We start from the raw sequence: 23,689 nt of genomic DNA on the forward strand, positions 1-23,689 counted from the left end.
CCGCGAACTGGTGGAACAGGGCTTCCTCGCGCCGTCGGCGGAGGCCGCGCAGTGAGCGCCGCCCGGCTGGTCTATGAGAAGAGGGGCGACGAGGCGCATATCCGCTTCGACAACCCGGCCGCGCACAACGCGCTCACCAGCGCGATGTGGCACGATCTGCGCGACGCCGCGCGCGACATCGCCGCCGATCGCTCGATCCGCGTCGCCCTGTTCCGGGGCACGGGCGGAAAGGCGTTCATTTCCGGCACCGACATTTCGAAGTTCGCCGAATACGAAACCGGGCAACAGGGCGTCGATTACGAACGCGACATCGACGAATGCATGGGCGCGATCGACGCGATCCCGTGCACGACGATCGCGGTGGTCGAGGGATGGGCGGTCGGGGGCGGGATCAACATCTCGTCCGCCTGCGACTTCCGCATCGCCACACCCGATTCGCGCTTCGGTTCGCCGATCGGGCGCACGATCGGCAACTGCCTTTCCGCCGCCAGCGTCGCGCGGATCGGCGGCGCGGTCGGCGTTCAGTTCGCCAAGCGGATGGTGCTACTGGGCGAGTTCCTGACCGCCGACCAGCTGCTCGCCAGCGGCTTCCTGCTGAAGGTGGTGGAACGCGACCAGATCGATGCCGAGGCGGCGGCGCTCGCCCGGCGCGCGGCGGAGAATGCGCCGCTCACCACGCGGACGACCAAGGAAACGATCCGGCGCATGACCTATGACGGCCTGCCCGACATTGAGGCGTTGATTGGCGAGGTCTATGGCAGCGCCGATTTCCGCCGGGGCGTGGCCGATTTCCTCGCGAAGACGAAGCGGGTTCCGGACTGGACGGGCGAGTGATCTGCCGCTGCTAGCACCGGACTTGTAAGCGGACTGTCGGCTAACGCCCCCATGTCCGCTATTGAGGTAGCTAACTTATGTTCCCAACAGCAGACATTTGCTCAGGGCGTTCACAAGGCTCACCGTCTGTTCGAACGTAGCTGTCGAACCGCACTCGTCCTTTGCCACTGCCTACTGTGCGGTCTCGAGCACTGCACCGGATGTAGCCGCTGCGCGTCAAATAGATCTCGATGATCGAAGGGCCGTAAATGGCATCGATAATGAAGCCGCCTCCTATTATGCACAGCATAAACACCAACTGCGCCCAATGCTTTTGAAGCTGAAGGCGAAGCAGCATACAGGCTGTCGTTGTACCTAGCGAACAGGCTAAAACGAACAGCGTACGAAGGCCTGCCTGATCAACGTCTATCGACGATAGACCCGAATCAGCCGCCTTGATGGCGGCCATCACTGAGAAAACCCCGCCTCCGTTGATCAGGCCCAAGAGGTCATTGAGCAGAAAGAACAGTGCTCCAATACCGCAGCATGTAACGACGACAGTTTTTCACGTCACCACGTTACCGCCCCCATCGATGCTGCGGACCATACTTACGACGCTGCCACGATTGGCGTCATCTTGCCAGCCTCCTCCGCCTGAAAGCGGAAGGTCCGCTGATCACCCACATTCGGACGTTCGACGCTGCCGGGCGCGCTGTCGTCGACATGGTTTGCCGGTCCCCGAATCACACACGAAGGGCAGAGCCTCGCGGCCCCGCCCTTCTTTTCGGATCCGTGTCGCGCGTTACCAGCTGACAGCGATATATTTCGCTTCGCAATATTCGAGCAGGCCGTGATGCGCGCCTTCGCGCCCCAGACCGCTCTGCTTGACCCCGCCGAACGGCGCCGCGGCGTCGGACACGAGCCCGCGATTGACCGCGACCATGCCGCACTCGATCCGTTCGGCCATGCGCAGCCCCTTCTTGAGGTCGCCCGTATAGACGTAGGCGGCGAGCCCATATTCCGTCGCGTTGGCGAGCGCGATCGCCTCATCGGGCGCGTCGAACGGGATCACCGCCGCTACCGGGCCGAACACCTCGGTCGTCAGGATTTCGGAGCCCGGCTGGACGTTGGCGATCACCGACGGCGGATAGAAATAGCCCGCGCCCGACGGGGTCTCGCAGCCCAGTTTCGCCTCGGCGCCCCGGCCGAGCGCGTCGGCGACGAGCTGCTCGATCTTGTCGATCGCCTGGCGGTTGATCATCGCGCCGCATTGCGTCGCCGGATCGGTACCGCGCCCCAGCTTCATCGCGCTCATCCGCTCGACCAGCTTCGCCACGAAGCGATCGTGGATGCCGCGCTGGACGTAGAAGCGGTTGGCGGCGGTGCACGCCTCGCCCGCATTGCGCATCTTGGCGATCATCGCGCCTTCGATCGCCTCGTCGAGATCGGCGTCGTCTAGGACGAGGAACGGGGCGTTTCCGCCCAGTTCCATCGACGAGCTGATCACCTGGTCCGCCGCTTCGCGCAGCAGGATGCGGCCGACCTCGGTCGATCCGGTGAAGGACAGCTTGCGCACGCGCGGATCGTGCAGGATCGCGCTGCACACCGCGCCGGGCTCGCTGGTGTTGATCACGTTGACGACCCCGGCGGGGACGCCCGCGCGGCGCATGATCTCCGCCACCGCGAGCGCGGTCAGCGGCGTCTCCTCGGCGGGCTTGAGGATGCAGGTGCAGCCGGCGGCCAAAGCGGGGGCGATCTTGCGCGTGGCCATCGCCGCCGGGAAATTCCACGGCGTGATGAGCAAAGCGATGCCGATCGGCTGATACTGGACGACGATCTTGTTCGCGCCAGCGGGCGAGAGCGACAGCTCGCCGTTGATGCGCACCGCTTCCTCCGCATACCAGCGGAAGAATTCGGCGGCATACGCGACCTCGCCGCGCGCGTCGGGCAGCGCCTTACCATTCTCGATCGAGATGAGCTGCGCGAGCCATTCCTGCTCGGCCATCATCGCGTGGTAGCAGGCCATCAGGATGTCGGCGCGCTTGCGCGGCGCGGTCGCGGCCCATGCCTCGGCGGCGGCCGCCGCCGCGTCGACCGACGCGATTCCTTCCTCGACCGTCGCATCGGCGACCGAGGTCAGCGACTGTTCGGTCGCGGGATCAAGGATGTCGATCCGCCGGCCGCTGGCCGACGGCGCCCAGGCGTCGCCGATCAGCAGATCGGTGGGCATGGCGAACGGGCCTTCACGGCCGTCGACCGGGGGCGTGGCGTAGCTGTTGGCGATAGTCATCCTGGAAACCTTGGTCAGAGGGCGCGGAGCGAGGCCCGCTCGCCCGCGAAGGCGGCGCGGGTGATGCTCTGCATGGCGGCGAGATCGAGCGGGCGGGGATTGTTCTTCACCAGCCGCGCGGCGTTGAGCGAATTCTGCGCGACGAAATCCTGCTGGTCTTCCTTCAGGCCCAGCGCGGCGAGCGAGCGGGGGATGCCGACCTTGCCGAGCAGATCGGCCACGGCGTCGATGAACGCCTGCGATTGTTCCGCCTCGGTCGCGCCGGGCAGGCCGACCTCACGCGCCAGTTCGGCGAAAGCGGGCACGCAGGCGGGCTGGTTGAACTGCATGACATAGGGCAGCAGCGTCGCCACGCCGTCGCCATGCGCGGTGTGGGTGAGGTTGCCGACCGGATATTGGATGGCGTGCGCGGCCGCCGTGCCGGCGGCCCCGAACGCGCAACCCGCCGCGAGCGCGGCGAGCATCAGGCCTTCGCGCGCTTCCATGTCGCTGCCGTCGCGATACGCGCGGTCGAGGAACCTGAAGACGTTGGCGACCGCCAGTCGCGCGAAATGATCGGACAGCACGTTCTTGCCGACGAACACATGCTCCTCGGTCAGCATCGGATCGATCGGCCGGGCGAGCGTGGTGTAGGCCTCGACCGCGTGGGTCAGCGCGTCCGCGCCCGAGCAGGCGGTCAGCCCCGGCGGGCAGGTGGCGGTCAGTTCGGGATCGCAGATCGCGATGAGCGGGATCAGGTGCGGGCTGGCGATGCCGACCTTGGCGCCGCGTTCCTCGTCCGAGATGACGGCGACGGGGGTCACTTCCGATCCGGTGCCCGACGTGGTGGGGACCGCGATCAGCGGGACGACCGGCCCCGGCACGGCGAACTCGCCATAATAAGAGCGGATGTCGCCGCCGTGCGTGAGCAGCACCGCCACGACCTTGGCCATGTCCATCGAGCTGCCGCCGCCCACGCCGATCACCACGTCGGGGACGAAATCGCCCACTTCCTCCACGCAGGACTGGATCGAGCCGATCGGAAGATCGGGGATGGTCTGATCGAAGACGTGCGTCGCCACGCCGTGCGCCGCCAGATCGGCAAGCATCGCGGCGAATTCAGGCTGCGCCGCCTGACGCGGATCGGTGCAGAGCAAGGCGCGCTTGCCGACCTTGCTTGTTGCCGAGCCGAGCGCGTGGCGTTGTCCGCGTCCGAACAGGACCGAGCGCGGCAGGCGCATCGCGCCGAACATGGGGATCGTGTCGCTCACTTCTTCTTACCATCCGGACCGAATTGCTGGAGATAGGCCACGACGTCCGCCTGATCCTTGGGATTGGCGAGGCCGGGGAAGAACATCCTGGTGCCCGGCACCGTCTTCATCGGCGCCTGCAGGAAGCGCGCGAGCGTCGCCGGATCCCAGGTGAGCCCCGACTTGGTGAGAGCGGGCGAGTAATTGAAGCCCGCCTGTGTCGCGGCCTTGCGCCCGATCACGCCGTTGAGCGCGGGCCCTATCGACTTTGCGGCATTGGGGCCGACCTTGTGGCAGGCCGCGCACCGCGCGAACAATTTCTCACCCTGCGCCGGATTGCCTTTCGGCGCGGCCCCGGCCGCGCCCGATCCGCCCATGATGAGCAGGCCGGCACCGACGATTGAAAGCGTCGTCCTCACGTCGCGAAATCTCCCTCGACGAAATTCGTCATTCCAGATCGGCCGGCAGACCGATGATGTCGTGCCGCTCATGCGCGCGCCGCCGTGCTACCGTCGTGCAGCTTGCGCGACGCGTCGATGCGCAGGAACAGGAGCGCCGCGATCAGGCACAGCGCCGCCAGCACGGCGAAGGCCGAGAACCAGCCGCTCGACGCGACGATATAGCCCGTCACCGCCGCCGCGATCGCCGCGCCGATATTGCCGAGTGTGTTCATCACCGCCGACACCGACCCGGCATATTCGCCGCCGATGTCGAGCGTCACCGCCCACGAAATCCCGACGGTCAGTTCCAGCCCGAACAGCGCCACGCAGAAGCACAGGATGCTGAGCACGGGATCGGCGATCCCCGCGGCAAGCGGAATGGCCACCGCCGCGACCAGGAAGCCGACCACCGCCACCGAGCGGCGCGCCATCTTCAGGCCCGTGCCGCGCTCAACCAGCCGATCGGAGGCCCAGCCGCCGAGCAGATCGCCGACCACGCCCGCCATCAGCGGCATGCGTGCGAACAGGCCCAGCATCGCGATGTCGAAGCCGCGCGCGTCGTGGAGATATTTGGGGAACCAGGTCAGGAAGATGTTGATGCAGTAAGCATAGCAGAAATACATCGCCGACAGCAGCCACAGCTGCGGATTGGCGAGCAGGTGGCGCCACGGCACCTTCGCACGCGCGCGGCCCGAACCGAGCGCGCCTTCGATCATCGCCAGCTCCGCCGGATTGACCGACTTATGCTCGCGCGGCGTGTCGCGATAATACCAGAACCAGAAGCCCGCCCAGGCGAGCCCGACGATCGCGAAGGCGAAGAACGGCATCCGCCAGCCGAAGGTGACGATCAGCAGCGCCACGAACACCGGCGTCACCGCCCCGCCCAGGCGCGCGCCGGCATGCGTCAGCCCCTGCGCCCAGCCGCGTTCGGACGGCAGCATCCAGCGCGAGAGCGAGCGCGTGGCGATCGGGAACGCGCCCGCCTCGCCCATGCCGAACAGGAAGCGGCAGACCATCATCGATCCCGCCGACCAGGTCAGAGCGGTGGCGGCGGTGAACGTCGACCACCACATCACGACGCCCGTCAGCGCGCGGCGTGGGCCGAAGCGGTCGCCGAGCCAGCCGCCCGGGATCTGGAACAAAGCGTAGGCGATGGAGAAGGACGCGAAGATCCAGCCCATCGTCACCGGGGTGAAGCCATATTCGGCCTCGATCGCCGGCGCCGCAGTCGCGATCACGACCCGGTCCATATAGGTGATGAGGTAGGCCAGCACGGTCAGCCACAGCACGGCGTGGCGCGCGCGCGTCGGCCGTCCGAGGACGGGCGAGGCCTGGGCCCCGTCCTCCTGAACAGCGGCGGGACCGCTCACGGACGCGCCGTGCCGCAGGCGGTGGCGGCGCGGCCCGTGCAGGTCTGCCAGATCGTCTGGACCGGGCGTCCGGCGATGTAGACGGCGCTGATCGCGCGCGTGTTGCGGATGTCGTCGGCCGGATTACGGTCGAGCACCAGCAGGTCGGCCCACTTGCCGGGCTGGATCGTGCCGAGGTCACGCGCGCCGAGGAACTCGGCGTTGGCGCTGGTGGCGGCGGTCAGCGCCTGAAGCGGGGTGATGCCCGCCTTCACCATCAGCTCCAGCTCCCAATGCGCGAAATAGCCGGGGAAGCGCGCGGTCGGGCCGCTGTCGGTGCCCATGCCGTAGCGGATGCCGGCCTTGGCCTCGCGCGCGAAGTTGGCCATCGCCATCTGCAGCGTGGGTTCGTACTTGGGGAAGTTCCGCGCGGAACCCAGCTTGGCGGCGCGCTCGGGGCTCGCCAGTTCGGTCAGCACCTGCGGCGTCACGCCACGCGTGAAGAAGGGGTCGTCGAGAAAGGGCAGCGTCCGGTAGGTGAAGGACGCTTCGCGGCTGAGCGTCGCCGCCAGCTGCCACACGCCCTTGGACTTCATCGCGCCGATCAAAGCGTCGTCGACCGCGCGGTCGCGCACCGAATGCGCGAAGGCGTCGACGCCTTCGCGCGTCAACTCGGCGGCATTGTCATAATAGAAGATGTGCGCGACGGCCTTCTTGCCGTCCTTGTGTGCCTGATCGATCACGGCGGTGCTGATCGCGGGGGGCATGCGCTCGGCCAGCTCGCCGAATTCGTCGTCGACCCACAGCTTGATCATGTCCGCGCCCTTGGCGGCTTCGGCGTCGACCATGCGGCGCGCCTCTTCCGGTGTGGCGACCGACTGTTCGAGGCCGGCAATGCCGCCATAGCTGCCCTTCGCCACGACGCCCCGGCCGACGGTGAAGACCCGCGCTCGATCCGGCCGGCCCGCGCGCTGCGCGTTGCGCAGCGGGAAGATCAGATCCTGCTCGGTGCCGAGCGTCTGGACCGTGGTCACGCCATAAGCGGCATAGAGCTTGAGCTGGTTCTGAATGTTCTCGGGCGTCTGAAACTTCAGATTCTGCGTGATGCCGTTCACCAGACCCAGGTGGACGTGTGCGTCGATCAGGCCGGGCATGACGAACTTGCCGCGCAGATTCTCGACCTTGGCGCCCGACGGCGCCTTCAGCTGCGCCACGGGGCCGACCCACGACAGGCGGCCATCGGTCATCACGAGCGCCTGGTCCGCCACGGGCGCGCGCCCGGTGCCATCGATCAAGGTGAAGTTTCTCAAGACCACGGTTTCGGCCAGGAGCGGCGATGCCGCCCCGACCATCAGGCCAAGTGCCAGCCGCGTGAGCTTACCCCCAAATCGACGTTTCATGCCGGTTCGCATCAACCACTCCTCTGCCAGACTGTTTTCATATCATATATGATCTGGTCGGCGACGGTCGTACGGGGTGGCCGATTGGCCGTCAAGCAGGCGTTGAGGACGTCTCGGCCACCGACATCGTCAGCGGGGTGCGGCTCGCGCGCCCTACCGCCCACCCAGCCGCTTCGTCATGCCGCGATCTCCGACGGCGGCGCAGCGCGATCCATCCGCTTCTGCGACCGGGCGAGATGCTCGCGCACCGCCTCCTCGGCCGCCGGGCCGTTGCGGGCGAGCAAGGCCGCGATGATCCCCTCATCCTCGCGCGCCGCTTCCTCATGCGCGTTGGTGCTTTAGAGCGAGCGGAAGATCTGGAGATGCGCGTGGAGGCGTTCGATCGTCTCGGCGATCAACCGGTTCCCGCTACCCGTGGCGATCAGGCGGTGGAGGCGCGCGTCGGCCTCCGCGAATCGCGCATAGTCGCAATCGGCGCCGTTGACCGCCATCCGCATGTCGCGATCGATCTCGCCCAGCGCGATCAGCCCTTCCGAATCCATGTTCTCCGCGGCGCGCGCGGCGGCATAAGGTTCGATCAGCAGGCGCAGGGTATAGAGGTCGCGCACCTCGTTCGCGGTCATCTGCGGACTGGCGCGGTAGCCGATATTCGGCATCTTGTAGACGAGCTTCTCCGCCTCGAGCTGGCTCAACGCCTCGCGGATCGGAGTCTGCGAAATGCCCAGCTGGCGCGCCACCGTATCGATCGCGATCCGCTCGTCCGGCGCGATCCGCACCGTCATCAGCATCGAGAGCAGATGCTGATAAGCGATTTCGACGAGCGTGGGGCCCGCCGTCAGGCGCGCGCGGCCGGCCCCGAGCGGCGCCCGCTCAAGCGTGGCGGACGACGGAGAGGGGGCGGACGGAGGCTGCGTAGACACGGAGCAGATGCTATAGGATATCGGGGTCCCGCGAAAGGGGGCCGGGCGGGCCGGTATCTCCGCGCCTCTCCTTCATCGCCCTCGCGCGAATTCCCCATTCAAATTTCAGAATTGCGCTCGCGGTCCCGGGCGACTTCGCGCAGCTCGGTCAGGAATTGCCTCTGTAATTCTGTCGGATACCAATCGCGTCGCGTGATGGCGCCGATGGTGCGTGCCGTGTCGGGAATTTCCGATCCCAGTTCGGCCAGAAGGCCTGCGTCGATCTCGGCGCGGACCTGGTCGGGCGAGAGCAGGGTCAGGAAATCGCTGCGCAGCAGGACGCCCCGGATCAGCGCGACCGATCCGCAATGAATCGGCGCGTGCGGACGCGGCATCCGCGCCTTGTCGAACAATTCCTGCCACCGATCGAGCAGGCCGGACGCGCGGCGCGCCACGATCCAGGGATAGGCCGCGAGGTCCTGATAGCCCGCGCGCCGCGCGGCGAGCGGATGACCTGCCCGGCCGATGATGGTCAACCGGTCGGTGAACAACGGTTCCTGCACCAGATCGCGTTCGGGATGCTCGCGCAGCGCGCCGATCAGGATGTCGATGCTGCCATCGCGCAGGGCCTCGACGAGTTCCAGATAGGATCCTTCGACCACGTCGATCGCGGCGGCGGGCGCCTTCTGCGCGAGCGCGGCGAGCGTGGCCGGCAGCAGCAGCGAACGCGACAGCGCCATCGCGCCGATGGCCAGCCGGCCGCCGCGATCCGCCGATTCCTCCAGCGCCGCGGTCAGTTCGGCGACCCCCAGCGCCAGAGCACGTGCGACGCGCCGCCCGGCCCCCGTCAGGCCCACGCCGCGCCCGCGCCGTTCGACCAGCGGCAGGGCGCACAGCGCTTCAAGATCCTTCACCGCCCGGTGCAGCGCCGGTTCGGACAGGCCGACCGCCTCCGCCGCGCCGACGAAGCTGCCCGCCTCCGCCAGGCTCAGCACCGCGCGCACCTGCGCGCCGGTCAGGCGATTGTCGGCCCGGTTGGCGCGGCCGGAGCGCAAGGCGCGCGAGAAACGCTCGAACGCCCGCTGGACCCGGACGAGCACCGCTTGGCCCGCGGCGGTCTGCGCCATCCCCTGCGGGCGCCGCTCGAACAGCGCCGCGCCGAATTGATGTTCGAGCTTCGCAAGGCCTTGCGTCAAGGCCGGCTGCGACAGCCCGACCAGTCGGGATGCCGCGCTGATATTGCCCGCCTCCGCGATCGCGGCCAGCGCGCGCAGGTGCCGGAAATTGAGATCGAACGCCTCTGCCATCTTTATCTATAGCCAGCTCTTATGGGGGCTTTCCCATTCGAATTTGTTTATCCTTCCACCCGCTGGATAACGCAAGCTGGCGGCTCAACGAGGCCGCGCGAGGAGGCGTCGAGGATGTTGGAGCAGGTTCTGGTTGCGCGACCCGGAGAGGCGGCGAGCGAGATTCCCACGCGCCACCGCGCCCTGATCGCCTGGGTCGAGGAGGTTGCGGCACATGTCGACGCGGCCGATGTCCGCTGGTGCGACGGCAGCGACGCGGAATGGGCCGAATTGAGCGAAATGCTCGTCGCGGCCGGCACGCTCACGCGACTCGATCCGGCCCGCCGTCCGAACAGCTTCTATGCCAAGTCGGACCCGCGTGACGTCGCCCGCGTCGAGAGCCGGACCTTCATCTGCTCCGAGCGCGAGGAGGATGCGGGGCCGACCAACAATTGGTGCGACCCGGCCGAAATGCGCGCGCGGCTCGATCCGCTGTTCGCCGGCTGCATGCGCGGGAGGACGCTTTACGTCGTGCCCTTCTGCATGGGGCCGATCGGATCGGACAAGAGCGTCATCGGGGTCGAACTGACCGACAGCGCCTATGTCGTGCTGTCGATGCGGATCATGACGCGGATGGGGCGCCCAGCGCTCGATATGCTGGGTGAGGACGGCTTCTTCGTCCGCTGCGTCCATTCGGTCGGCATGCCGCTGACCCAGGGCGTCGCGGATGTGGCGTGGCCGTGCAACGAGGAGAAGTGGATCGTCCACTATCCCGAGACGCGCGAAATCTGGTCCTACGGCTCCGGCTATGGCGGCAATGCCCTGCTCGGCAAGAAATGCCTGGCGCTGCGCATCGCGTCGGTGATGGCGCGCGACGAGGGCTGGCTGGCCGAGCATATGCTGATCCTCAAGCTCACCTCGCCCAAGGGCCAGGTCCACTACGTCGCCGCCGCTTTCCCCAGCGCGTGCGGCAAGACCAACATGGCGATGCTCGAACCGACCATTCCCGGCTGGAAGGCGGAGACGATCGGCGACGACATCTGCTGGATGCGGTTCGGGCAGGACGGGCGGCTCTACGCGATCAACCCCGAAGCGGGCTTCTTCGGCGTGGCGCCGGGCACCGGCCTGTCGACCAACCGCAACGCGGTCGAGACGCTGACCGCCAATTGCATCTTCACCAACACCGCGCTGACCGACGATGGCGACGTGTGGTGGGAGGGGCTGACCGACAATCCGCCGGAAGGTCTGACCGACTGGCGCGGCGAACGCTGGTCGCCCGAACGCGGCACGCCCGCCGCGCATCCCAACGCGCGCTTCACCGCGCCGGCGGACCAGTGCCCGGTGATCGCGCCCGAATGGGACGATCCGGCCGGAGTGCCCATCTCGGCGATCCTGTTCGGCGGCCGCCGCGCCTCGGCCGTGCCGCTCGTCACCGAGGCGTTCGACTGGACGCACGGCGTCTACCTGGCCGCCAACATCGCGTCGGAAGGGACGGCGGCGGCGGAAAACAAGGTCGGCGCGCTCAGGCGTGATCCGTTCGCGATGCTGCCCTTCTGCGGCTACAACATGGGCGATTAGTTCGAACATTGGCTGCGGATCGGCGCCGCCGCCCAGTCCGATCCCGGCCGCCTGCCGCGCCTCTATCTGGTCAACTGGTTCCGCAAGGACGCGAACGGCAAGTTCGCCTGGCCGGGCTTCGGCGACAATGCGCGCGTGCTCAAATGGATCGTCGAGCGGATCGAGGGCGAGGCGGACGCGCGCGATACCGCCATCGGCCGCCTGCCGGCCGAAGGGGCGCTCGATCTGTCGGGGCTCGACATTTCGCGCGAGCGCGTCGATCTGCTGCTCGGCGTCGACGGCAACGTGTGGCGGGAGGAGGCTGGCCTCGCCCGCGAGCATCTCGCCACGTTCGGCGCGCAGCTGCCGCCCGCGCTGTGGCGCGAGCAGGAGCAATTGGAGCAACGGCTGGAGGCCACGTCCTGAGCATGCGTCGCAAGCTGATCGCCGGCAATTGGAAGATGTACGGCGATCGGGCGCACCTGGCCGAACTGGACGCGATCGCGGAGGCGGCGCGTGCCAATCCCGGCATCGACGTGCTGGTGTGCCCCCCATCGGTGCTGATCGCGCCCGCGCTGGCGCGCCAGCCGGGCCTCGCCATCGGAGCGCAGAATTGCCACGACGCGCCGGAGGGCCCGTATACGGGCAGCGTGTCGGCGGCGATGCTGCGCGAATGCGGCGCGACCCACGTCATCGTCGGCCATAGCGAGCGCCGTGCCGCGCAGCACGAGACCGACGCCAAGGTGCGCGCCAAGTCGAAGAGCGCGATCGCGGCCGGGATGGTCGCTCTGGTCTGCGTCGGTGAGACCGAGGCCGAGCGCCGCGCGGGCGAGGCCGAGGATATCGTCACCGGCCAGATCTTCGGATCGGTCACCAAATATGCGCAGCCCGATACGGTGATCGTCTCCTACGAGCCGGTATGGGCGATCGGCAGCGGCCTGACCCCGTCGATCGAGGAGGTGCGGTCGATGCACGCCACGATCCGCGCGGCCTTGTGCAGCAAGCTGGGCGAGGCGATCGGGTCGGCGATCCGCATCCTGTATGGTGGGTCGGTCAGCGCGGCCAATGCCAGTGAGCTGCTGGCGATCGAGAATGTCGATGGTGCGCTGGTCGGCCGCGCGAGCCTGACCGCCGCGCAATTCGTCCCGATCATCGAGGCGGCGGCAGCGATCTAGGCGTCCTCGGCGGGTTCGAACACCGACCAGCCGGTGCGCTGGACCAGTCGTTCCAGCGCGAGCGTGCCGAGCTGGCTGTTGCCGCGTTCGTTCAGGCCGGGCGACCAGACCGCGATCGCCGCGCGCCCCGGCGCGATCGCCAGGATCCCGCCGCCCACGCCCGACTTGCCCGGCAGACCGACGCGGAACGCGAATTCGCCCGACCCGTCATAATGGCCGCAGGTCAGCATCAGCGCGTTGATCCGTCGCGCCCGCCGCTGCGAGACGATGCGCCGCCCCGTTTCCGGATTGATCCCGCCCGCCATCAGATACCGCCCCGCCAGCGCGAGCTGACGGCAGCTCATCGCGATCGCGCAATGATGGACATAGACGCCGAGCGTCTCCTCGACCGGACGGCGCACATTGCCGAACGCCGCCATGTAATTGGCGAGCGCGGCGTTGCGGTAGCCGCTCGCTTGTTCGGCGCGCGCCACCGATTCGTCGACGTAGATCGCCTCATCCCCCGCCAGGCCGCGCACGAAACGCACGATCTCCCCGATCGCCTCGCTTGGGCGATGGCCCGCGAGGATCATATCGCTGACCACGATCGCGCCGGCGTTGATGAACGGGTTGCGCGGGATGCCGTGTTCGGTCTCGAGCTGGACGATCGAGTTGAACGCGGTGCCCGAAGGCTCGCGCCCGACGCGCTGCCAGAGCTGATCGCCGACCCGCCCGAGCGCGAGCGTCAGCGTGAAGACCTTCGAGATGCTCTGGATCGAAAACGGTTCGTCGGCCGCGCCCGCCGCGTGACATGCGCCGTCGGCGGTCACCAGCGCGATGCCGAACCGCGCGAGATCGATCGCCTTGAGCGGCGCGATATAATCGGCGACCGTGCCGCGCTCGGTCGCCTCCGCCATCTCGGCCGCGATGTCGCGCACGATCGCGCCCAGATCGGTCATCCTGCCTCCTTGCCGCGCCAAGCGGGCTTAACGATGCCGCGCCGGCGCTCTAAGCACACCCCATGGGCGAAACGGTGCGGATCGAAAATGGGCTGATCGCGGCGGAGGTGGATCCGCTGGGCGCGGAACTCGTGCGCTTGCAGGACGAGCAGGGCCGCGACCTGCTGTGGGACGGTGATCCCGCCTTCTGGACCGGGCATGCGCCGATCCTGTTCCCCATCGTCGGTGCGCTCGCGGGCGGTGTCCTCCGCCTCGATGACGAGGAGTATCCGCTTCCCCGCCACGGCTTCGCCCGCCGCCGCGCGTTCACCTTGGTCGAGCGCGACGCGGCACGGGTGACGTTCCGGCTGGAGGCGGATGCGGAGAGCCGCGCGGTCTATCCGTTCGATTTCCGGCTCGACATCGGCTTCCTCCTGATGCGGACGACGCTGACCTGCGAGGCGCTGCTCCACAATCCGGGCGCGGCGCCGCTGCCCGCCAGCGTCGGCTTCCACCCCGCCTTCCGCTGGCCCCTGCCGTGGGGCGGTGCGCGCGAATCGCACAGGCTCCGGTTCGAGAAGAACGAGCCCGCGCCGATCCGGCGCGTGGACGGCGATGGCCTGCTGCGCCCTGAACACCTGCCGAGCCCGATCGTCGGGCAGGACCTGCCGCTTGCCGACGCCTTGTTCGAAGACGACGCGCTGATTCTCGATCGGCCCGAGTCGCGGCTGGTGAGCTATGGCGTGCCGGGCGGGCGCCAGATGCGGATCGGCTTCGCCGGCATGCCGATGCTGGGCATCTGGTCCAAGCCCGGGGCCGGCTTCGTCTGTGTCGAACCGTGGCAGGGCATCGCCGATCCGGTCGGGTTCGCCGGCGATTTCCCGGCCAAGCCCGGCGTCGTGGAGATCGCGCCCGGCGCGACGCGCAGCTTTGCCTTCCGGGTCGACATCGGCGCCGATGGGCACTGAGTCACGGACGCGGCCGGCATATTGAAGCGCGCCGCGAAGCCGCCCACATTCGGCCCATGGAAAAGCTCGATCTCACCGACACCGAATGGCGCCAGCGGCTCTCGCCCGAGGAATATCACGTCCTGCGCGAATCGGGCACCGAGCGTGCCTTCACCGGCCGCTACTGGAACAACCATGCCGAGGGCGAATATCGCTGCGCCGGCTGCGGCACGCCGCTGTTCGAAAGCGATGCGAAGTACGATTCGGGCTGCGGCTGGCCGAGCTTCACCGCGCCGGCCGAGGATGCGGCGGTGACCGAGCTGCGCGACATGTCGCACGGCATGATCCGCACCGAGGTCCGCTGCGCGCGTTGCGACGGCCATCTGGGGCATGTCTTTCCGGATGGCCCGGGGCCGGACGGGCTGCGCTATTGCATCAATTCGGCCTCGCTGAACTTCGATCCCGCCGCGAAGTGAGACGAGCCGCAGGTGTGGTGGGGTTGTGACACAGCGGCTTGACGGGTAATCGGGCGGGGCATCCATGCCCGCCCGTCCCCAGTCCTCGACGCCTCGCACGCCGCCGCCCGGCCGTGGCCGCCATATCGGCCGTATCGTGCTGAAGACCGCCTTGTTCGGTTTTCTGGCGCTGCTGGCGCTGCTCGTCGTCGCGGTGATGGCGACGATGGCGTCGCTGCCCTCCTTCTCCGAGCTGATGCAGAAGCCCAACGGGCAGACGGTGCGCGTCCACGCCGCCGACGGCACGCTGCTGGTCTCGCTGGGGCCGAGCTACGGCGAATGGATCCCCCACGATCGCATTCCGGCAGCGATGCGCGAGGCGATCGTCGCGGTGGAGGACCGGCGCTTCTACGGCCATCTCGGCGTCGATCCGATCGGCGTCGCGCGCTCGGCCTATCTGATTTGGGAACGCCATGGCGAGGGGCGGCGCTGGCAGGGCGCGTCGACCATCACGCAGCAGATCGCGCGCAACATCTTCCTCACCAGCGCCTACAGCTTCGGCCGCAAGGCCCGCGTGGCGGTGCTGGCGCTGGCGTTGGAGCGCAAATTCTCCAAGGACCAGATCCTCGAACTCTATCTCAACCGCGTCTATTTCGGCGGCGGCGCCTATGGCGTGGACGCCGCCGCGCGCAAATTCTTCGGCCATCCGGGCACCGAATTCTCGTTGGCGGAGGCGGCGATCATCGCCGGGCTGGTGAAGGCGCCGTCGCATTACTCGCCCTCGGCCGATCCCGAGGCGGCGGTCGACCGCGCCAAGGTGGTGCTGGAAGTCATGCAGGACGCGGGCGCGATCACGCCGGCGCAGGCGGCGAATGCCGGGCTCGACCGCGTCCGCTTCGCGCCCGAGCCGAAGCAGAACAGCGTCCGCTATTTTACCGACTGGGCGCTCGCGCAGCTGGATACGGTGGTCGATGAGCAATCCGCCCCGCTCGACGTGTGGACCACGCTCGATCTGCGGATGCAGCGCGCGGCCGACGCGGCGGTGCGGCAGAACACGCCCGCCGGCCTGCAGGGCGCGCTCGTCTCGATGGAGAATGACGGCGCGGTTCGCGCGATGGTCGGCGGGATCGACTATGTCAGCTCGATCTATAACCGCGCGACGCAGGCGCGGCGGCAGCCCGGTTCCGCGTTCAAGCTGTTCGTCTATCTCGCCGCGCTCGAATCGGGGGTGAAGCCGGGCGACCCGGTGGTCGACCAGCCGATCACGATCGACGGCTGGAGCCCGCGCAACAGCTCGCGCCGCTTCCTGGGCGAGATCGACGTGCGCAACGCCTTCGCGCTGTCGATCAACACCGTCGCCGCGCAGGTGGGGCAGAAGGTCGGGTTCGAGACGGTGGCCGACATGGCGCGCCGCTTCGGCATCACGACGCCGCTCAACACGCACCCATCGATGGTGCTCGGCACGTCCGACGTGCGGCTGATCGACATGACGCGCGCCTTCGCCGCGGTCTCGGCCGGCGGCAATGCGGTGACGCCCTACGGCATCCTGCGCGTCACCACGACCGATGGCACCGTGCTGTACGAACGCCAGCCCGAATCGCCCCGCGTGCTGGTGGCACCGTTCGTCGCCGCCGAGATGACCGATCTGCTCCAGACTGCCGTGAATACGGGCACCGCGCGCGCCGCGCAGATCGGCCGCCCGGTGGCAGGCAAGACGGGCACGACCTCCTCGAACAAGGACGGCTGGTTCCTCGGTTTCTCCTCTGGCCTTACCACGGGCGTGTGGATGGGGCGCGACGACGCCAAGCCGATCCCGGGGCTCCAGGGCGGGCGCAATCCCGCGCAGGCCTTCGCGGCGTTCATGCAGCAGGCACTGCGTACCCGCCCGCCGCAAGAGTTCGATACGCAGGTCGTCCTGCCCGAATGGCAGCTCGAACCCGACGAGGAAGCCTATTACGGCGATCCGGACCAGCCGCTCGCCACGGGCGAGGAGAGCGTGCCCCCGATCGACGGCGCCGAGCCCGCGCCGGTGCCGGATGTGGCCGATCCAGGAACCGCGACGCTGCCCTACGAAGAGCCGCCCGCCAGCCCCGCGCCATCACGCCGGCCGCCCGAGCGGTCGCAGGGCGAGGGCCAACGCGCGCCGCAGATCGACCAGCGCTGGCTGGAAGGCGTGCTGCGCGAGCAGCCGCGACCGCAAGAGGCGCGTCCGCCCCGCTAGGATATTGGCTTAGCGCCGCTCGGCGAAGAAGCTGCGGAGCAGGCCCGCCGCCTCCGCAGCGCCGATCCCACCATAAATTTCCGGCCGATGATGGCAGGTCGGCTGCGCGAACAGGCGCGGGCCGTGCGCGACGGCGCCGCCTTTTGGGTCCTCCGCCGCGTAGTAGAGCGCGGCGATCCGCGCATGGGCGATGGCGCCGGCGCACATCGCGCAGGGTTCGAGCGTCACCCACAGATCGCATCCGTCGAGCCGGCTTGCCCCGAGCGCTTCCGCCGCGCGGCGGATCGCGACGATCTCGGCATGCGCGGTGGGGTCGTGGTTCGTCCGCATCGCGTTGGCGGAGGTGGCGATCACGCGCCCGTCCCGCGTGACGACCGCGCCGACCGGAACCTCGTCCGTTGCTGCAGCCTCGCCCGCGAGATCGAGCGCAAGACGCATCGGTGCGGGCAGGGGGAAGGCCATGCCTTCCCCTAGCGGGCGCTCAGGCGATGCGCGAGAGCAGGTCGGGCCGCAGGATCACGACCAAGGCGAAGACGATGCCCGGCACCCAGCCGATGATCGTCAGCACGACGCTGATCCAGAACAAGGTGTCGATGCCCCGCACCGCGAACACGCCGAGCGGGGGCAGCAGCACCGCCGCCAGGATCGTGCCGATCCCGACGGGCTCGCCGTCGCTCACCGTGCCTTCTCGACCGAAAGCGTCGGCACCTCGACCGTCTTCTTCTCGGTCTTGACCTCGGGCACTTCGACCGTGGTGTTGCGCGTGCCAACATCGATGTCGCCCACGTCGGCGTTGACCGAGGGCAGCTTGCCGCCTTCCACCGCGACCTTCGGCAACTCGCCCGAATTCCCGCTCAGATTGATGAAGCCGGTCGCCAGCGCGATAATGCCGATCACGACGACGATGGCGAGAATGGTAACGATCGCGCGCATATTGCCGTATTCCTTATACCAGAAAGCGTTCGCAACTTAACGTGCGTCAATCGCGCTGGTTTCAGGCGGGTCGCCGCTTTCCCTTGACGGAATCGGTATCGGCCTTTATCGGCGCGCTCTTTCCAGACCCTATCGACATCGGGATTTGAGCGCATGGCGCGTATTTGCGAGCTGACCGGCAAGGGCCGGCAGGTGGGCCACAATGTGAGCCACGCCAACAACAAGACCAAGCGGACCTTTCTGCCCAACCTGCAGAATGTGACCCTGATCTCGGATTCGCTGGGCAAGAGTGTGCGTCTGCGCGTCTCGACCCACGGCCTGCGCTCGGTCGAGCATGTCGGCGGCCTCGACAATTGGCTGATGAAGGCGAAGGCCGACACGCTGTCGCTACGCGCGCGCCGCCTGAAGCGTGAGGTCGAGAAGGCGTCGATCGCCGCTTGAGCGGGCGGCCCGCCGGCATGAACGGCGGGTAACCAACGCATTCAGGATCGTCTCACGCCGAATCGCGTAGAACTCTTCTCAACGGCATCTTTGCATGCCGGTTGTTTGAGGAGAGTGGCGATGTTCGGAAAGACGCTCAAGCTCGCCGCCGCGGCTTTGGTCGCGACGGCCACCCTGATCCCGACCACGGCGCAGGCGCAATATTATGGCCATGACGGCTATAATGGACGCTACGACCGGGTCGACTATCGCCGCGATCGGGGCCGCAATTATCGCGGCGACTATTATGGCCGCGGCTATCGCAACAATTATTATCGCGGGGATCGCCGCCATTATTATCGCGGCCGGTGCGACAAGGGCACGGGCGGGACGGTGATCGGCGCGATCGCAGGCGGCCTGCTGGGCAATACGGTAGTCGGCCATCGCGGTGACAAGACCGCAGGCACGATCGTGGGCGCGGGTGTCGGCGCCCTGGCCGGACGCGCGATCGACCGCGACTGCTAAGACATCGAAACAGGGCCCCTCCGCTCCGCGCGGAGGGGCTTTTTATTGCGCGTCGAACAGGGTGGCGAGCTGCTCGACCATCGTACCGCCCAGCTGTTCGGCATCCATGATCGTCACCGCCCGGCTATAATAGCGGGTCACGTCGTGGCCGATTCCGATCGCCGCGAGTTCGACCGGCGAGCGCGTTTCGATCCAGCCGATCACCTGGCGCAGATGGCGTTCCAGATACGACCCTGAATTGACCGACAGCGTCGAATCGTCGACCGGCGCGCCATCCGAAATCACCATCAGGATACGCCGGTCCTCGGGCCGCGCGATCAGCCGCGCATGCGCCCAGAGCAAAGCCTCGCCGTCGATATTCTCCTTGAGCAGCCCCTCGCGCATCATCAGGCCGAGATTGCGCCGCGCGCGGCGATAGGGCTCGTCCGCCTGCTTGTAGACGATGTGGCGGAGGTCGTTGAGCCGCCCGGGGCTGGCGGGGCGGTTGGCATGAAGCCAAGCCTCGCGCGCCTGCCCGCCCTTCCATGCGCGCGTGGTGAAGCCCAATATCTCTGTCTTCACGCCGACGCGTTCGAGCGTGCGCGCGAGGATGTCGGCCGAGATCGCGGCGATCGAGATCGGCCGCCCGCGCATCGACCCCGAATTGTCGATCAGCAGGGTGACGACGGTGTCGCGAAATTCGGCCTCGCGCTCGATCTTGTAGGACAGCGAATGGCCCGGGCTGACCACCACGCGCGCCAGCCGCGCCGCGTCGAGCAGCCCTTCCTCCTGATCGAAGTCCCATGACCGGCTCTGCTGCGCCATCAGCCGCCGCTGGAGGCGGTTGGCGAGCTTGGTGACCGCGCCCTGGAGATGGACCAGCTGCTGGTCGAGGTAAGCGCGCAGCCGGGTCAGCTCCTCCTCGTCGCACAGATCGCCGGCGGCCACGACCTCGTCGAAGCGCGTGACGAACGCCTTGTAGTCGAGCGTCGCGGGCATGTTCGACGGCGGGCGGTTGGGCCGGGCCGGCTGGACGCCGTCCTCGCCATCCTCGCCCTCCGCGCCCTCGCTGTCGAAATCGCCGGGCTCGGACTCCTGCGTGTCGCCCTGCTCCTCGCTCGGGCCCGAATCCTCGGAGCGGGCGTCCATCTGGCCATCGGCCTCGCCGCCTTGCTCCTCGTCCTCGCCCTCGTCGCTTTCCTGCGGCTGGTCGGGCTGTTCGCTTTCCTCGGCTTCGGCGCCATCGGGCTCGCTCGTCTCGGGCCGCGCCTCGACCAGCTCGAGGTCCTCGAGCAGGCGCGCCGCCAGACGGGCGAACGCCGCCTGGTCGTCGAGCGTCAGTTCGAGCCCGTCGAGATCGGCGCCGGCCTTGTCCTCGATCCAGTCGCGCACCAGCGCCAACCCGCCTTCCGCCACCGCCGGGGGCTTCTCGCCGGTCAGCCGTTCGCGCACGATCAGGCCGAGCGCGGAGGCAAGCGGCACTTCCGCGCGCGTGCGGGCGCGCGTCAGCGGGTCGGAGCGCAGCCGCTGGTCGAGCGCATGCGCGAGGTTGGCGCGGACGCCCGCCATCGCGCGGCTGCCGAGTGCCTCGACTCGCGCCTGCTCGACCGCGTCGAACACGGCGCGCGCGGTGCTGTCGGAAGGCGCGCCGCGCGCGTGCAGCCCCGCGTCATGATGACGCTCGCGCAGCGCGAAGGCGTCGGCGAAGCCGCGCGCCTCGGCCACCTGTTCGGCGGGCAGATGGCGTCCCGGCATGGGCACGCGCAATTGCTTGAGCGAGGCGGACGGCGCCTCGGTTGTGAAGCTGACCTCGAGCTCGGGCTCGCGCGCCATCGCGCGCGCGGTGCCGGCAAGCACCGCGCGGAACGCGTCGAGGGGCGAAGGCTCGGCCATCAGGCCTTGCCGACGATGCTTTCGGGCAGATCGCGGCCGAACACGCGCTGATAATATTCGGCGACGAGCGGACGTTCTGCCTCGTCGCATTTGTTGAGGAAGGACAGGCGGAAGGCGAAGCCGATATCGCCCAGGATCAGCGTGTTCTGCGCCCACGAGATCACGGTACGCGGGCTCATCACGGTCGAGATGTCGCCGGCCATGAAGCCCTGGCGGGTCAGCTCGGCCACCTTGACCATGTTGTCGACCTGCTTCTTGCCGTCGGGCTTGTCATATTCGCCCGACTTGGCGAGCACGATCCGCGCCTCGATCGCGGCCGGCAGATAATTGAGCGTGACCACGATGTTCCAGCGGTCCATCTGCCCCTGATTGATCTGCTGGGTGCCGTGGTACAGGCCGGTCGTGTCGCCTAGGCCGACCGTATTGGCGGTCGCGAACAGGCGGAAATAGGGATTGGGCCGGATCACGCGGTTCTGGTCGAGCAGGGTCAGCTTGCCCTCGGTCTCCAGCACGCGCTGAATCACGAACATCACGTCAGGGCGGCCCGCGTCATATTCATCGAAGACGAGCGCGGACGGCGTCTGCAGCGCCCACGGCAGCAGGCCCTCGCGGAATTCGGTCACCTGCTGGCCGTCGCGCAGCACGATCGCGTCGCGCCCGACCAGATCGATGCGGCTGATATGCGCATCGAGGTTGATGCGGATCAGCGGCCAGTTGAGGCGGGCGGCGACCTGTTCGATGTGGCTCGACTTGCCGGTGCCGTGATAGCCCTGGATCATCACGCGCCGGTTGAACGCGAAGCCCGCGCAGATGGCGAGCGTGGTGTCCGGATCGAACACATAGGTCGGGTCGAGATCGGGCACGCGTTCGTCCGCTTCGGAGAAAGCGGGAACCTCCATGTCGGAATCGATTCCGAACAGGTCGCGCACCTTGCGCATCTGATCGGGAGCGTCGAGCACGGTGGCGGCGCGGCTGTCGGGCTGGCTGTTGGGCAGGTCGGTCATCGCAAAGGGTCCTTGTGCACCCGCGAAGGGCGCTGGCGTCGTGACTAGGCAGGTGCGCCGTCCGCCGCAACCTTGTCGGGCAAGGCGAACAGGGTCGAAAAACGCGCAGCGACCGCACGGTCTCCCTCGACTTGCAGCATTCCCGCCGCCTCCGCTTGTGCGAGCGGCATGCCGCCGTAGAAAACGGGCAGGAAATGCGACGGCTGGCCGGCGAAGACCGCATCGGGACGGTCGGGCTCCCCGCGCCACACGCGGAGCGCGCGATCTTCGAGCCGCCCGCCGTAGACCTCCTCGCCGAGGCGGAAGCCGATCGTCGCGTGCAAGCCGTCCGCGCGCTCCGGCACGAGCAGCATGCGCAGCGACAGGATCAGCGAAACGGGCGAGAAGGGCAAAGTCGGATCGTGCGAAGGCGATCGCAGCGCCCACCGCGCCAGTGCCAGCACCACCTCCTCGCTCTCATAGCCCCAGGCGGTCAGCTCGTAGACCTGCACGTTGGCGGGCGACGGAAGCCGGCGGCGGAGGAGGATGCCCACGCGTTCCAGCCCGGCGAGTCGCTGTGTCAGGACGTTGGCGCTGATGCCCGGCAGGCCGGCACGGAGTTCGTTGAAACGGCGAGGCCCGAGCAACAGCTCGCGCATCAGCAGCAGCGACCATCGTTCGCCGACGAATTCCATCCCCAGCGCCGCGCCGCAGGCATCGTCATACCATCGCTTCGACACCGATTTGTCGCGTTCAGTCACTAAAAATAACCTCAAGGTTGTCTAAAATAACTTGATCAAGCATGATGCTCAAGAAAGCGATTCGCGTACGACGCGGAAGCAAGGAGAGCGGAATGGAAGGCCGGACCAACCTGGAGCCTGCACCCGTGCTCGCGCAACGCGGCGCGATGCGTTTTCCCAACGAAAGCGCGGAATATCGTGCGGCGCGGACCGCCCTGCTGGCGGAGGAGATCGAACTGCGCCGGCATATCGAGCGCGTCGCCGCCCAGCGTCGCGCGCTACCTCCGGGCGGCGTGGTGCCCGAAGATTATGCGTTCGATGGCGCGGAAGGCCGGGTTCAGCTGTCCGAACTGTTCGGGGCGCATGACACGCTCGTCACCTACACTTGGATGTTCGGGCCGCAGCGCACGCGGCCGTGCCCGATGTGCACCACGCTGCTGGATGCGTGGGATGGCCAGGCGCGGGCGTTGGGGGAGCGGCTGTCGCTGGCAATCATCGCGCGTTCGCCGATCCAGCGGCTGCTGGCTTATCGGAAGGCGCGCGGCTGGCGCTCACTGCGGCTGTACAGCGATGTCGGCGGCGCGTTCAGCCGCGACTATCACGGCATCGCGGACGACGGGTCGGACATCCCGGCCTTCACCGTCTTCTCACGCCGCGACGGCGCGATCCGCCTGTTCTGGGCCGGCGAGATGGATGGTGCGACCGCCGATCCCGGACAGGACCCGCGCGGCGCGCCCGATCTGATGCCGCTCTGGACGGTGATCGATTCGACTCCGGAGGGACGCGATCCCGACTGGTATCCCAAGCTCGATTATCACGAGGCGCGATCGGCCGGCGCCTAAACGGCTGGCTGCTTTCGCAGGACGAAGGAGTGGATCATGGCCTATATCGATGGCTTCGTGCTGCCGGTGAAAGCGACCGACAAGCAGGCATATCTCGACATGGCACGCGCGGCTGCGCCGGTATTCAAGGAGCATGGCGCGCTGCGCGTCGTCGAATGCTGGCCCGACGACGTACCGCGCGGCGAACGAACCGACTTCTACCGCGCGGTCGACGCGCAGGAGGGCGAGATCGCCGTCTTTTCCTGGATCGAATGGCCGTCGAAGGCGGCGCGCGACGCGGGGATGAAGCGCGTGTGGGACGATCCCCGCCTGTGCCCGGGCGAGGATGCGCCGCCGTTCGACATGAAGCGCATGATCGTGGGCGGCTTCGCGCCGATCCTCGACGCATAAGGAGGA

Annotated in this window: 23 protein-coding genes and 1 pseudogene; 10 read left to right on the top strand and 14 right to left on the bottom strand. The window is 68.0% G+C overall.

Going from position 1 to position 23,689, the window contains the following annotated elements:
- Positions 1-51: 51 nt before the first annotated feature.
- Positions 52-834: an enoyl-CoA hydratase gene (locus ACOJSF_RS12470; protein ID WP_420142523.1), complete on the top strand. Its 783-nt coding sequence runs from the start codon at positions 52-54 to the stop codon at positions 832-834.
- Positions 835-1,615: 781 nt separating this feature from the next.
- Here the strand turns inward: ACOJSF_RS12470 and ACOJSF_RS12475 are convergent.
- The 7 genes from ACOJSF_RS12475 to ACOJSF_RS12505 all read right to left on the bottom strand — a co-directional run bounded on the left by ACOJSF_RS12475 (position 1,616) and on the right by ACOJSF_RS12505 (position 9,727).
- A complete protein-coding gene (locus tag ACOJSF_RS12475) occupies positions 1,616-3,103 on the bottom strand; it encodes an NAD-dependent succinate-semialdehyde dehydrogenase (RefSeq protein ID WP_420142524.1) in 1,488 nt (495 codons plus the stop codon).
- 14 nt (positions 3,104-3,117) lie between these two features.
- Entirely contained in the window at positions 3,118-4,353 is a 1,236-nt protein-coding gene (locus ACOJSF_RS12480) for an iron-containing alcohol dehydrogenase (protein WP_420142525.1), read from the bottom strand.
- Complete coding sequence (locus ACOJSF_RS12485; RefSeq protein ID WP_420142526.1) at positions 4,350-4,751, bottom strand: c-type cytochrome; 402 nt, start codon at positions 4,749-4,751, stop codon at positions 4,350-4,352. The genes ACOJSF_RS12480 and ACOJSF_RS12485 overlap by 4 nt, the downstream gene beginning before the upstream one ends.
- 68 nt (positions 4,752-4,819) lie before the next feature.
- A complete protein-coding gene (locus ACOJSF_RS12490) occupies positions 4,820-6,142 on the bottom strand; it encodes an MFS transporter (RefSeq protein ID WP_420142527.1) in 1,323 nt (440 codons plus the stop codon).
- Positions 6,139-7,521: an amidohydrolase family protein gene (locus tag ACOJSF_RS12495; protein ID WP_420142528.1), complete on the bottom strand. Its 1,383-nt coding sequence runs from the start codon at positions 7,519-7,521 to the stop codon at positions 6,139-6,141. Before ACOJSF_RS12495 ends, ACOJSF_RS12490 begins: the two co-directional genes overlap by 4 nt.
- A gap of 338 nt (positions 7,522-7,859) precedes the next feature.
- Complete coding sequence (locus tag ACOJSF_RS12500; RefSeq protein WP_420142529.1) at positions 7,860-8,441, bottom strand: GntR family transcriptional regulator; 582 nt, start codon at positions 8,439-8,441, stop codon at positions 7,860-7,862.
- 98 nt (positions 8,442-8,539) lie between these two features.
- A complete protein-coding gene (locus ACOJSF_RS12505; RefSeq protein ID WP_420142530.1) occupies positions 8,540-9,727 on the bottom strand; it encodes a LysR family transcriptional regulator in 1,188 nt (395 codons plus the stop codon).
- Positions 9,728-9,841: 114 nt separating this feature from the next.
- Here ACOJSF_RS12505 and ACOJSF_RS12510 point away from each other — a divergent pair.
- Together ACOJSF_RS12510 and tpiA are read left to right on the top strand one after the other, a co-directional pair.
- Positions 9,842-11,689 (top strand): annotated as a pseudogene (locus ACOJSF_RS12510) (phosphoenolpyruvate carboxykinase (GTP)).
- A 2-nt stretch (positions 11,690-11,691) separates the two neighbouring features.
- Positions 11,692-12,438, top strand: coding sequence for a triose-phosphate isomerase (gene tpiA / locus ACOJSF_RS12515; protein ID WP_420142531.1), 747 nt, complete (start codon positions 11,692-11,694; stop codon positions 12,436-12,438).
- Here tpiA and ACOJSF_RS12520 read toward each other — a convergent pair.
- Positions 12,435-13,376, bottom strand: coding sequence for a glutaminase (locus ACOJSF_RS12520; RefSeq protein WP_420142532.1), 942 nt, complete (start codon positions 13,374-13,376; stop codon positions 12,435-12,437). The two genes, tpiA and ACOJSF_RS12520, sit on opposite strands and share 4 nt — an antisense overlap.
- Before the next feature lie 62 nt (positions 13,377-13,438).
- Between ACOJSF_RS12520 and ACOJSF_RS12525 the strand changes: the two genes are divergently transcribed.
- The 3 genes from ACOJSF_RS12525 to ACOJSF_RS12535 all read left to right on the top strand — a co-directional run bounded on the left by ACOJSF_RS12525 (position 13,439) and on the right by ACOJSF_RS12535 (position 16,978).
- A complete protein-coding gene (locus ACOJSF_RS12525) occupies positions 13,439-14,323 on the top strand; it encodes an aldose 1-epimerase family protein (protein WP_420142533.1) in 885 nt (294 codons plus the stop codon).
- A gap of 56 nt (positions 14,324-14,379) precedes the next feature.
- The gene (gene msrB / locus ACOJSF_RS12530) at positions 14,380-14,778 is read left to right on the top strand and encodes a peptide-methionine (R)-S-oxide reductase MsrB (protein WP_420142534.1); all 399 of its coding nucleotides are present in this window, start codon (positions 14,380-14,382) and stop codon (positions 14,776-14,778) included.
- A gap of 64 nt (positions 14,779-14,842) precedes the next feature.
- Positions 14,843-16,978: a transglycosylase domain-containing protein gene (locus tag ACOJSF_RS12535; RefSeq protein ID WP_420142535.1), complete on the top strand. Its 2,136-nt coding sequence runs from the start codon at positions 14,843-14,845 to the stop codon at positions 16,976-16,978.
- Positions 16,979-16,987: 9 nt separating this feature from the next.
- Here ACOJSF_RS12535 and ACOJSF_RS12540 read toward each other — a convergent pair whose 3' ends face one another.
- The 3 genes from ACOJSF_RS12540 to ACOJSF_RS12550 are packed head-to-tail and all read right to left on the bottom strand — an operon-like array spanning position 16,988 to position 17,911.
- Positions 16,988-17,440: a nucleoside deaminase gene (locus tag ACOJSF_RS12540; RefSeq protein ID WP_420142536.1), complete on the bottom strand. Its 453-nt coding sequence runs from the start codon at positions 17,438-17,440 to the stop codon at positions 16,988-16,990.
- Between the two features lie 19 nt (positions 17,441-17,459).
- Entirely contained in the window at positions 17,460-17,657 is a 198-nt protein-coding gene (locus ACOJSF_RS12545; RefSeq protein ID WP_420142537.1) for a YqaE/Pmp3 family membrane protein, read from the bottom strand.
- Positions 17,654-17,911, bottom strand: a complete 258-nt coding sequence (locus tag ACOJSF_RS12550) for a hypothetical protein (RefSeq protein WP_420142538.1) — start codon at positions 17,909-17,911, stop codon at positions 17,654-17,656. The genes ACOJSF_RS12545 and ACOJSF_RS12550 overlap by 4 nt, the downstream gene beginning before the upstream one ends.
- 153 nt (positions 17,912-18,064) lie before the next feature.
- On the opposite strand from ACOJSF_RS12550, the gene rpmB reads away from it, so the two are divergent.
- Positions 18,065-18,352, top strand: a complete 288-nt coding sequence (gene rpmB, locus ACOJSF_RS12555) for a 50S ribosomal protein L28 (protein WP_420142539.1) — start codon at positions 18,065-18,067, stop codon at positions 18,350-18,352.
- Positions 18,353-18,472: 120 nt separating this feature from the next.
- Positions 18,473-18,856, top strand: coding sequence for a glycine zipper 2TM domain-containing protein (locus ACOJSF_RS12560; RefSeq protein ID WP_420142540.1), 384 nt, complete (start codon positions 18,473-18,475; stop codon positions 18,854-18,856).
- A 42-nt stretch (positions 18,857-18,898) separates the two neighbouring features.
- On the opposite strand, the gene cobT is transcribed toward ACOJSF_RS12560, so the two are convergent.
- Genes cobT through ACOJSF_RS12575 form a run of 3 tightly spaced genes read right to left on the bottom strand, consistent with a single transcriptional unit; the run spans position 18,899 to position 22,472 of the window.
- A complete protein-coding gene (gene cobT, locus ACOJSF_RS12565) occupies positions 18,899-20,728 on the bottom strand; it encodes a cobaltochelatase subunit CobT (RefSeq protein ID WP_420142541.1) in 1,830 nt (609 codons plus the stop codon).
- Entirely contained in the window at positions 20,728-21,732 is a 1,005-nt protein-coding gene (gene cobS, locus ACOJSF_RS12570) for a cobaltochelatase subunit CobS (RefSeq protein ID WP_420142542.1), read from the bottom strand. The genes cobT and cobS overlap by 1 nt, the downstream gene beginning before the upstream one ends.
- A gap of 44 nt (positions 21,733-21,776) precedes the next feature.
- Positions 21,777-22,472, bottom strand: a complete 696-nt coding sequence (locus tag ACOJSF_RS12575) for a winged helix-turn-helix transcriptional regulator (protein ID WP_420142543.1) — start codon at positions 22,470-22,472, stop codon at positions 21,777-21,779.
- Between the two features lie 92 nt (positions 22,473-22,564).
- Between ACOJSF_RS12575 and ACOJSF_RS12580 the strand changes: the two genes are divergently transcribed.
- Together ACOJSF_RS12580 and ACOJSF_RS12585 are read left to right on the top strand one after the other, a co-directional pair.
- A complete protein-coding gene (locus ACOJSF_RS12580; protein ID WP_420142544.1) occupies positions 22,565-23,293 on the top strand; it encodes a DUF899 family protein in 729 nt (242 codons plus the stop codon).
- Positions 23,294-23,329: 36 nt separating this feature from the next.
- Entirely contained in the window at positions 23,330-23,683 is a 354-nt protein-coding gene (locus tag ACOJSF_RS12585) for a DUF1428 domain-containing protein (RefSeq protein WP_420142545.1), read from the top strand.
- Positions 23,684-23,689 lie beyond the last annotated feature (6 nt).

It is taken from the genome of Sphingomonas sp. (assembly GCF_048594985.1).
Classification (GTDB): domain Bacteria; phylum Pseudomonadota; class Alphaproteobacteria; order Sphingomonadales; family Sphingomonadaceae; genus Sphingomonas_I.